This window comes from Micromonospora sp. CNZ280, assembly GCF_011759515.1.
The window spans coordinates 1,180,440-1,193,589 of the sequence record NZ_JAAOYP010000002.1 but is presented as its reverse complement, the minus strand read 5'-3'; the positions used below and the strand labels follow the sequence as shown (position 1 = coordinate 1,193,589).

Sequence of the window (13,150 nt, the reverse complement as noted above, 5' to 3'; positions counted from 1 at the left end):
GCCTCCCACCCGCCCGGCACCCGGGCGGTGTGCCAGCGGTGCCAGACATCCATCGAGCAGGTGCGTGACGGCCATCTGTGGTGCGGCGGGTGCGGTCGCTACCTCATTCACGATCCCGAACGCGGCGACTGGATCACCTTCGCCGAGCGGGAGTACCGCCAGCGGGCCGACGCGCACCAGCGGCAGGTCGCCCTCAGCGCCGAGCTGGCGCACCGGGCGGTCGCGGCACTGCGCGACCGGAAGCCGCCCGGCTGGCAGGTGGCGGCCGGCCAGCACGTCGACGCCGCCATTCACACCGTCGACATCACGCCACCCGCCGGCCCGGTGGACGCCGTGGCTTCTCTGCTGCCACCTGAGGGAACCGGGCAAGGTTGGCGGGTTCGGATCCACAACCGCACCCGCCGGGTTGCCTTCCCCCTGTATCAGGCGGGCGGGGCCGAGGCGGCATCGTTCGACACCGTCGGCGATGCCGCCGACGCCGCCGTCCGCGCATTGCACATCGAGATCGCGGTAACAACCCGCCGCTGAACCGGCGGCTGCTGCCACACGAGTGCCTGCCCTTGGCGGCAGCCGTTGCCCGCCATCATCCGCGACCGTCTTGTCCGCTTCACCGGCCGTCGCCCGGCCTGAGCACGCGCATGTCCTGCGCACCCCCGGGCACGGCCGCACCGCCGTGCCCGGGTCTTCTCATCTCGACACACAGGAGCCCGGTATGACCGACCTGTTCGCCTTCCCATCGCTACCCCCTGCTGTCCTGCACTTGGGGCAGGCTGTGCACGTCAACGCCCGCGCCGCCTGGCTGCCGGCCACCGTCACGTCCATCACGCCCGCCCGCGTCGGTGTCGACTACGCCGCCCCACCGTCGCCGTGCGGCCGGCTCGCCGAGGCGGTCGCGCCCTGGGTGGTCCGCCCTGCCGACGGGGTGCGCCTGCGCGCGGTGCGCGAGCTGCGCGCCGGCGATGACGTGGTCGCGTTCGACGGCACCACGCGCACGGTCGCCGCCGTGTGGCCCAGCCGCAACTGCTGGTGGGTCATCTCCTACACCAGCGGGAAACGGGCCGTCCTGCCACCGGCGGCGATCCTGCGCCTGATCGACCCGACGCCACCGGTCACCGTCAACGGCATCCCGCTGGGACCATCTCGGCCCCCGGCATCGGCTACGGGGCTCGGGCGTGGCTGTGCTGCGCCGGATCCCGGCCGAGCGGATCCGACCGATGCTCCCGCCACTGCAGCTGTTCCGACTACCCGTCGCCGCTTGTGAAGGAGGCCCACATGATGGGCAATCGCGCTGTCATCACCATCACCGACCAACACGGCGCCAGCCGCTCGTTCTGGGCCGGCTGGGGAAGCCCCGAGTACCAGATCCCGCACCTAGCCGACTTCGTCGCGTGGGCCGACCGGCACCAGCGCCCACTCACTGTCGACACGTGGCTCACCCACGCGGACGCCTTCCCCGGCACGCTGCCACGGATGGAGGTCACCGGCACCGCTGCCGACGACGAGGCCTATATCGGCGACCTCGACTACCGCTACCAGCTGGTCCTGCACGAGGGCGCCCATGCGGTGCAGCTGCGAGTGCATCAGCTGCGCGGACCGGCGGGGGAGCCGCAGCCCCGGCTCGTGGCCGAGCTGACCGACGCGACCCTCTACGGGGAAGCGGCCAGGTTGTGCGAGGTGATGGCCGACCGCGCCCAGCAGTGGGCCGACCGCCACGGTGGCAACCCGCCGCCGGGCAACGACCCCGACGGCTGGCGCCGCCGCGCCGCACAGTTCCACGAGATCCACCAATCCTTGCCGGTCACGGCCATCGCCGCGAACCTCGCCGCCCGCCTGGTGCCGGCGACCTACGACGCGCCCCACCCGTCGATCCACGTGGCCGGCGTGTGGGTGTTCGCCTACATCGACACCAGCGCCGTGCTACAGATCTCCGCGCACCTCGACGACGCCGCAGGGTGGCTGCGACGGCCCGACGGCACCGTACCGATGCGGGTCACCGTCCAAGGCGCCTCCGTGTTCGAAGCCTGACCGCCGCACAACCACACCGCCCGAGGCAAGCCCCGCGCGGACCTGACTGGCCCGCGCGCACTCCTGGCCGACGCCCGGCCACCAGTTTCGCCGGGCATGGCCAGACGGCCGTGCGCGGAGGCTCCACAGACAGGGGTCCCCATGGCCCGTACATCCTTCATCTTCATCGTGGTCGCCGAGGACGGCACCAGCCACGAGCACCACATGCGGCTGCATGCCGGCACCGTTGACGATCTGCTGCGCCGCGCGGTCTGCGGGTGGCTGGAATCTTCCGATCGGTACCCCGGATCTGTACGTCTGGCGCGACGAGGACGGCCGCTCGAGGGCCCGCCGCCTCAACCCCGTCGCCAGCCTGCTCGTCGCCCGTCTCGGCGGCGGTCGGCCGCCGCTGGTCGGACCGGTCGCCGTGACCGGCTGTCGGGCACCACCGTCACCAGCCTCACCACCGTTCAAGTCGACGCGGTGCTGGCCGCGCTCATCAACTGCCGCTGATCTCCAGCCGCTGCACTCTCCCCACTCACCCTTGAAGGAGGACCAACTGTGGTCGCGCCCCGAAAGCTTCGGCTCACCAGCCGTCAGGACATCGTCGCCGTGGTGCCTTACCTCGTCGGCTTTCACCCGCAGGACAGCCTGGTCTGCGTCGTCCTGGACGACCGGCGGGTACGGTTCGTCGCCCGACTCGACCTTCCCCAGCCGTCCGAGGTCCAGGGACTGTCGGCACCGGCCGCGCAGGCGGCCGCGCTGATCTCGCGGTACGGATCGGCAACGATCCTCGTCGGCTACGGCACGGCTGACCGTGTCGAACCCGCCGCCGAGCTGCTCACCGCGGCGCTGCACGTCGCCGCCGTCGACGTGCTCGAGGTCCTGCGAGTCGCCGATGGCCGCTACTACTGCCTGTGCGGAGACACCGGCTGCGCCGACGGGGTGGCGTACAACCCCGCAGCCAGCATCGTCCCGGCCGAGGCGGTCTACCTCGGCATCGCCCCGCTGCCGGACCGTGCCGCGCTGGAGCACCTGATCACGCCGATCACCGGCCCAGAACGTGACCGGATGCGGGCCGCGAGCGACACCGCGCTGAGCCGGCTCACGGCCATGCTCACCGACGGCGACGCCTCGACTGATGGCAGCAAGCAGCAGGCAGCCGCACCTGGGCACGTCGTGCGCAGCGGGATCGCGGCGGTTCGGCAGGCATACGAATCCGCCAGCCGCAGCGAGGCATTGTCCGACGACGCCGTGGCGTGGCTGACCGCCGTGCTCATGGTGCCCGAGGTCCGCGACCATGCGTGGATCGCATGCGACGGCAGCGACGACCAGCGGCGGCTATGGATCGACGTGACCCGCCGCGCCGTCCCGGAGGCAACGGCCGCGCCGGCCTGCCTGCTCGCGATCACCGCCTACCTCGCCGGTGACGGCACCCTGGCGAACATCGCCGTGGACCGTGCCTTGCACGTCGATCCGGACTACCACCTTGCACATCTGCTCGGCCGTGCCTTGCAGGCCGGTATGCCGCCACGTCTGTGGCAGTCAGCCAGCACAGGCACGACCGCCGACTAACACCTGTACATCCCGGTGCCCACAAAGGGCGCCGCCGGCATCCCCGCAGACCCCACGAACACGGGGTTTGCGCACCGCTTGAGGTGAGGGCAGCCGGTGGCACCCGGCTGCCCTCGACACCTCCCGACCATGGGATTGGAGGTGTGGGCACCAGTGTCCACCCCCGCGCAGGTCACCGCAGTCCTGGCGGCGATAGCGATCACCGCCACCATCACCTACCACCTGACCCGGGTCCGCGCTGCCGCCTACCACCGCAGCGCCGTAGCCGGCGCTATGCACGCAGCTCGCCGCGATGACCTGACCGGCCTGGGCAACCGCGCAGGCTTCCACGCGGCTCTGGCCAACTCCACCGGACGGCACCAGCAAGTCGTCGTGATCCTGGTCAACCTTGACGGCACCCGGGCGTTCGTGAGCCGCTTCGGCCACCGTGCGCTCGACCAGTTGCTCGTCCTGACCTGCGGCCGCCTCCGGCACACCGCGTCCGCAGCCCGCGGGTCCGCGTTCCGGCTGCGCCGCGACGAGTTCGCCGTGATGCTCGACGACCGCGCCGATGCCGTCGACTACGCCGAACGCCTCGTCGCGGCCGTCGCCGAGCCGACCGAGATCCTTCTCTCCGGGCTTCCCATTGCGCTCACCGTGACTTCCTGCGCCGGCGTAGCCACGTTCTCCCCATACGCCGACAGCGACCAGCGGCTGACGCTCATTCGCGCCGACCGTGCCATGCGCGCGGCGAAACAGGTCGGCCGCGGGCAAACCGCGGTATTCAATCCGGTGACGATGCACGGTCTTGACGGCCCACGCGCCTCCCACGCTGATGGTGGGGAGGACCGATGAAGACGCGCGGGTTGGTCATATGCCGACCTGGAGCGCGACCTACCGTGGCGGCGGCGGGGGCGCGTAGGGGCTGATCGACTGGGACAACGCGCATGACCGCCGGGATCAGTGACGAGGCGGTCAAACGGGAAGCGACCGGATCTTCGCGCAGACCGTCGCCAACTTCGGAAACCTGGCCGAGGACGTGCAGCCATGACCGCTGTCTGCTGCATCACTGACGGCCACGAGCAGGCGCCGGCGGTCGCCGTCTTCGTCTACTACGGCCCAAGGCGCGATCCTCGGCGAACCGCTGCACTGGGACTGCGCCGCGTGCCGGGTGCCCGGCTGTGGCCACATGGTCCCGGCGTCGTCGAGTTGGGCTCGGCCCGCCACGCCGAACTGCATGCCGATCCCGATCCCCGGACCGTCTAGTTTCATCAGTTCGCTCGCCCCGTTGGTGGGGGCGGCGGCCTCACCTCGCGCCTACGGGCAGGTTGGGGCCGCACCGGTCCCAACCTGTCCGCCGCCACGAGGCGGGGATAGGAGGGCCACACTGATGGCCAAGCACAATCCCAGGGCCACGAAGGCCAGGGCCAAGAACAGCCCGAGGGCCGAGCAGGCCAGCCGCAGCGACGGCGATCGCGTGGAGCTGTTGGCGAAGATCAAAGCCGACTTCGACGCCCGGCTGGCCCGGATGGCGGCCGAACCGGCGCAGTGGATCGAGTTCATCGACCATGTCGCCACGTTCGGTGCCCGCTACAGCCTCGGCAACCAGATCCTGCTGCTGGTCCAGGCCGAGGAGCGCGGCATCGAACCGCGCTACTTCCTGCCGTACGGCCGCAAGGACGGTTCGACCGGCTGGAAGGCCCACAAGCGGTTCGTGCGCGCGGGGGAGAAGGCGTTCAAGATCTGGGCGCCGATCAAGCGGCGGCCGACCGAGGAACAGGCCGCCGAGTGGGAAGCTGCCGGCCGCAAGGTCAAGCGGGAACCGTCCGGGCGCCCCGCCGTGCAGGTGGTGGGCTTCGGCCTGGCCAACACCTTCGAGTTGTCGCAGACCGAGGGAGAGCCGTTCGAGCCGCCGACCGTGCTGGTGCGCCGACGGGTCCACAACCGCGGGACCAGCCCGCAGCTGCTCGTCGGCGACGACCCGACCGGTGTCTTCGACGACCTGGTCAAGCTCATCAAGGACAAGGGGTACGCCTACGAGCTCGTCGCCCCGCGCACCGGCTACTTGCGCAGCGCGAACGGGGTCACGGTCCGGGGCCCGGGAGTCCAGATCGTGCAGGTCCGCGACGATGTCGACCCGGCGCAGCGGACCAAGACCACCCTGCACGAGCTGGCTCACATCCGCTGCGGGCACCTCGACACCACCGCGGTCGGCGAAACCGTACACCGCGGGCGGAACGAGACCGAGGCCGAGAGCGTCGCGCACATCGTGTTGCGGGCGCTGGGCATGGACAGCGCGGCCTACTCCGACGCCTATGTGTTCGGCTGGGCTGGCGGCGACATGGACCTGGTCAAGGAGTGCGCCGAAACAGTGCTGCAGGTGGCCAAGCAGATCCTGGCCGACCTCACCCCGGCCGATGGCACCACGGGGGAGTCCGACCCAGGGCAGGTCGGACCTGACGAACCAGATCAGGTCGCGTTCGAGCTGGCCGGCGCGGCGGGGCGGAGGGCCGCGTGATGGACACCTACGCCGACGAGCGGTTCGCGCGGGCCACGCTCGGCTGGCTGTGCGAACCCGGCGATGCCCGGCTACGGCAACTGCTGGCCGAGCACGGCCCGACCGACACTCTCGACATGCTGTCCCGGCGGGGCGTGCCGTTCGTTCGCCGGTCGGAGATCCGGTACCTGCCCACGGCACAGATGTGGGGCGAGGTGGCCGTCGCCGTCGAGGACGCCCAGCGGGGCGGCCGCCGAGTGGTAATCCCGGCCGATCCCGACTGGCCGACCGGACTGCGTGACCTCGAGGATGCCGAGCCGGTGTGTCTGTGGGCGCGCGGGTCCGCCACGGTTCCGCGGCAGGCGGCCTCGGTCACCATCACCGGATCGCGGGCCAGCAGCCCTTACGGCAATCATGTGGCGGCCGACCTCGCCGCCCAGCTGACAGGCCAGAACTGGACGGTGCTGTCCTCCGGTGGGCTCGGGATCGACGGAGCCGTGCTGCGGGCGGCGCTGGCCGCCGACGGTGACGCGGTCGCGGTACTGCCCTGCGGCCTCAACCAGCCCCATCCACACCAGCATCGCGGTCTGTTCGACCGCCTCGCGGAGGACGGCCTGCTGCTCAGTGCGTGGCCGCCCGGGGCCGGACCGACCCTGCAACGGGCCTCGGCCAACCAGCTACTGCTGGCCGCGCTCACGGCCGGCACGGTCGTGGTCGAAGCATCGCTGCGCAGCCGCGCGTTGCACGTCGTGCGGCTGGCCGTCGACCTGGGCCGCATCGGCATGGTCGTGCCCGGTCCGGTCACCTCCACCATGTCGGCCGGCTGCCACGAGTTGCTGCGCACCGAACGGCGGGTGCGGCCGGTCGCCCATGCCGGCCACGTGCTGGCCGACCTCATGCCGCTGACCCCAGGCGAGCCGGACGGAGGTGGCAACCGTGACGGCAGCGCCTGAGATCCCTGTGCACCTGGCCGGGCGGCCCCGCTCCGGCGGGCTTGTCGTTCCGTGGATCACCCCGGCCACCCGCGGCGGCCTGTATCTGTTCGGCAAGCTCACCGACCTGGCGCAGTACCAGTGCCTGACCCGCGCCCTGTGCCAGGTCTGCGGGCAGCGGCTGGGTAGGCGGGTGGTGCTGTTCGCCCAGGAATCCGACCTGGTCTACGAGTGTACGGCCGAGCCGGCGGCATGCCCGCCGTGCGCGGCCTACAGCCGCCGGGCCTGCCCGATGCTCGCCGGACGGCGGCATCGGTACCGGGCCAGCGAACACCGGGCCCTGGCGGGCAGCCCGCCCGGCGCAGATCAGCTGCTGCGGCAGGCAGCGCCCGCGGAGCCCTGGTACGCCGTCTGGATCCGCGACTACGACGTCATTGATCACCCGGCACAGCCGGGCACGCTCGCCGCGTCGTGGCGTCGGATCCCGCCGCTGCGCATCCGCGCCCTGCCAACCATCACCTGACCTACGGCACCACCGCGCGCCGGCTTCCGGCGCGCTTGCTTTGTCTGCACCACCTTCCGGCCGATGCGCGGTGACGACCTGATGTTTCACACCGACACCGACCAGATCGGCGATCTGCCCACCTGGGGCTGGTAACACGCCAGACCCAGCAACCCACCTAACCCTTCCGGGGACCGTGCTGGCCGCGTGCCGCAACCCCGGGGGCACCCGGGGTTGGTACGCGGCCCGGCGCGGTGACCTGGACTCCGAAGAAAGGATGCGGAGCCATGTTCGAGCCATCCGCGCAGATCGAGTCCCTCCTCACCGCCGCCGCCGTGCGGGAGTCCGCCGCTGCGGGAATGCGGGCAATGATCCAACGGGAGTCGGAGTTCCCGAGCCCGTGGCAGGCGAGGCTCACCGGTATTGCCCTGGACCCGTACGGCCGCGAGTTCGCTGACCAGGCGCTGGACGCCTACTGGTCAGACGAGCTGCGTCAGCAAGACATGCTCGGCTCCAGCAGCACCGACCGTGAGGTCATCATCGGCAGCGGATTCCACGCAGCGACCTACTCGGCGATCCGCGTACTTAGCGGCTACCCGAAGCCGCTTGTCCTAGAACGCCACGAGCGGGTCGGCGGCAGCTTCGCCATGACCGCGCGGCCGACGTTCTACCTCAACTCCCGCAACCGTGCGGGAAGCGCCGGACTGGCAGGCGACCAGGGAGCAAGCCTGAACTACCTGCCGGGCGCACCGATCCAGGCAGCGAACGTGTCCATGGTCGAGTACCAGACGAACACGGACATGGCGTTCGTGATCCGCCTCGCGTTGGCCCAGTTCGCCGACGTGGTGACCAACGCCAAGGTCCTGTCGGTCGCTCGTGACGGAGCCGGGGTCGAAATCGAAATCGAGGGCAACGCCTCGCTTCTCGCCGGTCGGGTCATCGACGCCCGGGGCGTGGGTGACCCGGACGACCAGGAAGTCGCCAACGGCACCACGATCCTCACCTTCCCGCAACTCATGCAGCGCATGGCCGGCATGTGGCCACTGCGCGGTGTACGTCGTGTCGCGGTTGTCGGTGGTGGTGATTCTGGCAAGTGCGCCGTCGAGTCGTGCCTGGGCATCGCGCCGCAACCGTTCATGGCCGCTGCCGCGCTGGACCGGGTGGACCGGATCGACTGGTACTCCGACGGCCTGCCGACGACGTGCGAAGAGTGGCAGGCCGACATTCGTGGCAGGTACCAGGCCATCGGTCGCTACCTGCGGCCGGACGGGTTCGGCCTCCGGCGACTCAACGTGCTGCGTCGCCGGGCACGGCCCGTCGCGCTGCCCGGTGCGGGACTCATCGACGGCCGTACGTACGACCTCGCCGTCGTCTGCACCGGCAACCGGGAGACGGACATCGACGGCCTCGACTTCGGATCCTTCGACGAGTACACCACAGCCGACGGGAACGTCGTTGCCCGTGAGCACTACAACCTGCCCGCCTTCCGCATCGGTCCGCACGCGAGATTGCCCTTCACCCAGCGGGAGCGAGCAGACGGCGTCGCGGATATCGCCGCGAACTCGGTCTCGATGTTCCGAACGGCGACCAAGACGGCCACGTTGGCGGCAACGCTTCCTGCAGTGACTCGGGAGTAGCCCACAGGCGGCACCCGACCACTCCACCGAGGCCCAATAGGGCACCCGCCCTGGGGATGGAGGCTGCGCGACTAGCGGATTTTGGCCGGCACCCGACCGGTCGGCCCCTGCGCCCCCCTGGCGCCACAGCTCATCTCATCCATCACGACGCCGTTGCACTTGGCCGTCGCCCGGCCACCAGCACCACCTCCGGGCACGGCCAGCAGGCCGTGCCCGGACCTCATTCTCCGATCTTCAGAAATGGAGCCCCGTCATGGCAGACAACCGCCGCCCAACGCGGCCCCGCCGCGAGACCTCGCCGGCCACCCTCGAACTGCTGCGCCGCGCCCAAGACGGCGACCGCGACGCGTTCGGCCGGCTCTACGCCGATCACCTCGACATCGTCACCTGCTACGTGCCGGTCCGGCTGCGAGACTGCGACTGCGACTGCGACTGGGACGCGATTCCCGACGCCGTGCACCACGCCTTCACCGACGCGCTCACCGAGCTGCCGTCCGCACCCCAGGACGCGGCCGGCTGGTTCCTGCAGCCGGCCGCATGCGCCTGCACCCGCCACGGCTGGGCCGCCCGTCGCTACCTGCGGGCTGCCCATGAGATCCACGACCACCTGACCGACAACCAGCGCACCGCGATCCAGCTGCACTACCTCGACGGCTACCCCCGCGATCTCACCGCCGCCACCTTGAGCCGCAGCACCGCGGCCATCAAGGATCTGCAACGGCGCGGGCTACGCCGGCTCAACTCCGCCCTGGCCATGCCGATGGCCGACGCAACGGCGGTGGCCCGATGAGCACGATCCGGCCCGACACACATGTGTTCAGCGGCGAATGGTTGGAAAGCCCCGACCTGTCCTGCCAGCACCGCTACCGCGAAGGGTTCGCTGGCATCCCGACCGGAAGGTGGAACGGCTGGCAGGTCTTCACCGTGACGCCGCAGGTGATGCGCGCGATCATCGACAGCCAGCACGCTGAGATGCTCCAAACAATCAGCCCGTCGGTCGCCGGCGGCGCACACCTCGACGAGGCGTGGCTCGACGCCCTCCAACACATGGCCTCGGTGTCATGGCTGGGCAACCTGGTCGTCGTCGACGCACGCGTCCTGCACAGCGACCCCACCCACGCCGAGGTCATCGCCCCAGACGACGAAGGCCGCTACCGCGTCGGGTTCGGCTGGATGTGGGACGCCGTGGACCCCGCCGAGGTGCACACCATCCACCACAGCGCCAACGGCGGACCGGCAACGCACCACCAGTGCCCGGCTGGGCAGCCGGCACAGGCGGCGGAGCAATGGGCCTGCGCACTCCGCGGGAGGACCCCATGATCCTCGCGTTCGCGACCACCACGCCAGCGGCGGGTGAGCGATGAACCTCACCGCCACGCCCGGCGACGCCCCACACGGCCGGGCCGCCGAACACGCCGCCTGGGCCTTCTACGTCATCGCCGCCCTCGGCTCGACCATCGGGCAGATCTGGGTCGGGGTGCAGACCCCGCCCTGGCCGGATGGCTTCGACTGGTGGTGGCGAGCCGCCCTCGTTGCCCCATTCGCCGCCGTCATCGACATCGGCGGTGTCGTCACGTCCGCGTTCGCCGACTGGCGGCAGCGGCTCGGTGAGGCCGCCTACGGCTGGCGAGTGCTGTCCGCCGGCTCGGTCACCGTCGGCGTCGCCATCAACGTCCTTGGCCACCGCGACGTGCCATACCTGGCCACGGTGTTCGGCGGCCTCGGTGTCTTCGCCTACGCGGTGTGGCTGATGCACACCGCCGCCCGCCGTCGCGACGCGCTGCGGGCCGCCGGGAAACTCGCCGACACGGCGCCGGTCTACGGCCTCGCCCAATGGTGGCGTGAACCGGCGGTCACCCGCCGCGCCCGCTCCCTCGCCCTCGCCCACCGCCTCCCGCTGCACGAGTCCCTCGACGCCGCCCGGCAGCAACTCCGCGACGAGAAGCGCCGCGCCGCGCTCGCCACCCATGTCGAGACGCTGATGCGGTCCCGGCACGACGACCCAGTCCGTGCCGACATCGCCGCGACCACGCTCGACCTCGACGCGGTCGCCGTCGCACTCACCACACAGACCGACGTGGCCGGCTGGGCCCGCGTCATCGGCGCTGACCTGCTGCCCCCGGCCCCGTCCGACACCGGCGCCGACCCGGACGCCGAGCGGGAACCGGGGGCACTGCCTGTGTTGGCCGGGCCGATGCCGCCCGCCGACGTGCTGCGCCGGGTGCCGCAGGACCAGGCGTCCTACGACCGGTGGCGGCAGCTGTGGGCCGAGCTCAAAGCCAACCCGGAGATCGAGCTCGCCGAGTTCGCACAGCAGCACGACATCTCCCTGCGGCAAGTCCAATGGATCCGCCGCACCGGAGCCAGCGGCCTGCTCGACTCGCCGCTCACATTGATCGACCGGATCGCCCAACTGGCCGGCAGTAACGGCCACGTCCCACACCACCCGGCATCCGCCTCGTAAACCTCCTGCCGTCGGTGGCGGAACACACCCGTGTCCCGCCACCGGCACGCGCCCCTTTCGAGGCCCGTGCCGGACCCATCCGGAGCCCGGGGCGGAACGCCGCCGGCGCACCCCCTCGAAGGGAATCACCATGCCCGCACACACCCGGCGGCTGCCGTGACCAGCCGCGCCATCGCTCTCGTCGTCTCCGTTGTCCTCGGCGTCGCGTTTCTTTGCGTCGCCGGGCTGTTCGCCCTCACCGGGGCCGCGTCGGCCTGCTCGGTCATCCCTAGCCCGAGCGGCGCCACCGGCCGCAACGACGCCGAACAAGTGCACTACGCCCAGGTCATCGTCACCGTCGGCATCCAGAACGGCATTCCCGTCCGCGGTCACGTCATCGCAGTGGCCACCGCGCTGCAGGAGTCCGGGCTGCGCAACCTCGACCACCTCGGTGAACGCAACGACCACGACTCGCTCGGGCTGTTCCAGCAACGGCCGAGCCAAGGCTGGGGCACCCCGGCGCAGATCATGGACCCCGAGTACGCGGCGGGAGCCTTCTACCGCAAGCTCGTCACCATCCCCGGCTGGCAAACGATGCCGCTGACCGTTGCCGCGCAAGCCGTGCAGCGCTCCGCCTACCCCGACGCCTACGCCAAGTGGGAGAGCGACGCGACCTTCCTCGTCGGGCTCGTCTCCGGCCAACCGCTCGGTTCTGGTGGCCCCGGTGAGCAGTGCATCAGCATCGGCGGCTGGATGAAACCAGTCCAAGGGCCCCTCGTATCCGGGTTCCGGACCGACGACCGGCCCGGCCACGACGGCGTCGACATCGCCGCAGCGAAGGGCACCCCGATCCACGCCGCCGCGTCCGGCCTGGTCATCCGCGTCGTCTGCAACGCCCACCTGCACGACGGCAGCCCCTACTCCTGCGACGTGGACGGCCACCCGGTCAACGTCCGCGGCTGCGGCTGGTACGTCGAGCTGCTACACCCCGACTCGACCGTCACCCGCTACTGCCACATGGTCCGCCGCCCGTCCGTCGACGTGGGCCACCAGGTCGCCGTCGGCCAGGTCATCGGCCAGGTCGGCAGCAGCGGCCACTCCTCTGGACCACACCTGCACCTGGAAACCCACACCGGCCAGCCCGCGGCCGAATCCAACGCCGTCGACCCCGTTGGCTTTTTCGCCATGCACGGCATCGATCTGACTGCCACGTAAGGGATGTGGGTTCTCGCCGCAGATGGTGGATTCTCACGATCTTGGCGGACCGTTTGGCGACTCCGCCAAGATCGTGAGAACGGCCCATGCCGGGGTGACTGCGTAGGTGCCGCAAACGCTAGCCGTCCATGCGACTCAGCCACATCAGGGTCGTCATGCTCAGTGACTAGCGTCGGCCCGCCCGGCACCGGATCTGGCCGAGTTGGGTGCACCTGATCATGCTGATACGGACGCACCACGTCGGCATTGCTGCTCAGTTAACCTGGTCTGCTAGCGTTCCAATGCGTCGTTATCAATAACTCGCGCCCTGCGATCAAGCTTCAAGGTGCTGAACTGTGCGGATACCCTCGTCATGGGAGCGCGATG

The 13,150-nt window shown here is 70.7% G+C and carries 14 protein-coding genes; all 14 read left to right on the top strand.

Features of this window, described 5'->3' with window-relative positions:
* The first annotated feature begins 60 nt into the window (after positions 1-60).
* The 14 genes from FHX32_RS20295 (at position 61) to FHX32_RS20230 (ending at position 12,784) form a co-directional block, all read left to right on the top strand.
* Positions 61-528 carry a hypothetical protein gene (locus FHX32_RS20295; RefSeq protein WP_208418906.1) on the top strand — a complete coding sequence of 156 codons (468 nt, stop codon included), beginning with the start codon at positions 61-63 and terminating at the stop codon, positions 526-528.
* 184 nt (positions 529-712) lie between these two features.
* Entirely contained in the window at positions 713-1,261 is a 549-nt protein-coding gene (locus FHX32_RS20290) for a hypothetical protein (protein WP_167185300.1), read from the top strand.
* 11 nt (positions 1,262-1,272) lie between these two features.
* Positions 1,273-2,025 (top strand): hypothetical protein, encoded by a 753-nt coding sequence (locus FHX32_RS20285; RefSeq protein ID WP_167185296.1) that lies wholly within the window; start codon positions 1,273-1,275, stop codon positions 2,023-2,025.
* Positions 2,026-2,193: 168 nt separating this feature from the next.
* Positions 2,194-2,517, top strand: coding sequence for a hypothetical protein (locus FHX32_RS20280; RefSeq protein ID WP_167185293.1), 324 nt, complete (start codon positions 2,194-2,196; stop codon positions 2,515-2,517).
* A gap of 48 nt (positions 2,518-2,565) precedes the next feature.
* Entirely contained in the window at positions 2,566-3,579 is a 1,014-nt protein-coding gene (locus FHX32_RS20275; RefSeq protein ID WP_167185290.1) for a DUF4192 domain-containing protein, read from the top strand.
* Positions 3,580-3,732: 153 nt separating this feature from the next.
* Complete coding sequence (locus FHX32_RS20270) at positions 3,733-4,413, top strand: GGDEF domain-containing protein (protein ID WP_167185285.1); 681 nt, start codon at positions 3,733-3,735, stop codon at positions 4,411-4,413.
* A gap of 535 nt (positions 4,414-4,948) precedes the next feature.
* On the top strand, positions 4,949-6,076 hold the full coding sequence (locus FHX32_RS20265; RefSeq protein ID WP_167185282.1) for an ArdC family protein: 1,128 nt from the start codon (positions 4,949-4,951) through the stop codon (positions 6,074-6,076).
* Complete coding sequence (locus tag FHX32_RS20260; protein ID WP_486481246.1) at positions 6,076-7,008, top strand: DNA-processing protein DprA; 933 nt, start codon at positions 6,076-6,078, stop codon at positions 7,006-7,008. The genes FHX32_RS20265 and FHX32_RS20260 overlap by 1 nt, the downstream gene beginning before the upstream one ends.
* The gene (locus tag FHX32_RS20255) at positions 6,992-7,510 is read left to right on the top strand and encodes a hypothetical protein (protein ID WP_167185276.1); all 519 of its coding nucleotides are present in this window, start codon (positions 6,992-6,994) and stop codon (positions 7,508-7,510) included. Before FHX32_RS20260 ends, FHX32_RS20255 begins: the two co-directional genes overlap by 17 nt.
* 266 nt (positions 7,511-7,776) lie before the next feature.
* The gene (locus FHX32_RS20250) at positions 7,777-9,126 is read left to right on the top strand and encodes a hypothetical protein (protein ID WP_167185273.1); all 1,350 of its coding nucleotides are present in this window, start codon (positions 7,777-7,779) and stop codon (positions 9,124-9,126) included.
* A gap of 253 nt (positions 9,127-9,379) precedes the next feature.
* Entirely contained in the window at positions 9,380-9,916 is a 537-nt protein-coding gene (locus tag FHX32_RS20245; protein ID WP_167185270.1) for a sigma factor-like helix-turn-helix DNA-binding protein, read from the top strand.
* Positions 9,913-10,446, top strand: a complete 534-nt coding sequence (locus tag FHX32_RS20240; RefSeq protein ID WP_167185268.1) for a hypothetical protein — start codon at positions 9,913-9,915, stop codon at positions 10,444-10,446. The genes FHX32_RS20245 and FHX32_RS20240 overlap by 4 nt, the downstream gene beginning before the upstream one ends.
* A gap of 40 nt (positions 10,447-10,486) precedes the next feature.
* On the top strand, positions 10,487-11,590 hold the full coding sequence (locus FHX32_RS20235) for a hypothetical protein (protein WP_167185265.1): 1,104 nt from the start codon (positions 10,487-10,489) through the stop codon (positions 11,588-11,590).
* A gap of 156 nt (positions 11,591-11,746) precedes the next feature.
* On the top strand, positions 11,747-12,784 hold the full coding sequence (locus tag FHX32_RS20230) for a M23 family metallopeptidase (protein WP_167186307.1): 1,038 nt from the start codon (positions 11,747-11,749) through the stop codon (positions 12,782-12,784).
* Positions 12,785-13,150: the final 366 nt, after the last annotated feature.

What these genes read in the sequence shown, in the direction of transcription:
- FHX32_RS20290 (WP_167185300.1), top strand. Translation starts at nt 713, where the DNA reads ATGACCGACCTGTTCGCCTTCCCATCGCTACCCCCTGCTGTCCTGCAC.
- FHX32_RS20285 (WP_167185296.1), top strand. Translation starts at nt 1,273, where the DNA reads ATGATGGGCAATCGCGCTGTCATCACCATCACCGACCAACACGGCGCC.
- FHX32_RS20265 (WP_167185282.1), top strand. Translation starts at nt 4,949, where the DNA reads ATGGCCAAGCACAATCCCAGGGCCACGAAGGCCAGGGCCAAGAACAGC.
- FHX32_RS20260 (WP_486481246.1), top strand. Translation starts at nt 6,076, where the DNA reads ATGGACACCTACGCCGACGAGCGGTTCGCGCGGGCCACGCTCGGCTGG.
- FHX32_RS20250 (WP_167185273.1), top strand. Translation starts at nt 7,777, where the DNA reads ATGTTCGAGCCATCCGCGCAGATCGAGTCCCTCCTCACCGCCGCCGCC.
- FHX32_RS20245 (WP_167185270.1), top strand. Translation starts at nt 9,380, where the DNA reads ATGGCAGACAACCGCCGCCCAACGCGGCCCCGCCGCGAGACCTCGCCG.
- FHX32_RS20240 (WP_167185268.1), top strand. Translation starts at nt 9,913, where the DNA reads ATGAGCACGATCCGGCCCGACACACATGTGTTCAGCGGCGAATGGTTG.
- FHX32_RS20235 (WP_167185265.1), top strand. Translation starts at nt 10,487, where the DNA reads ATGAACCTCACCGCCACGCCCGGCGACGCCCCACACGGCCGGGCCGCC.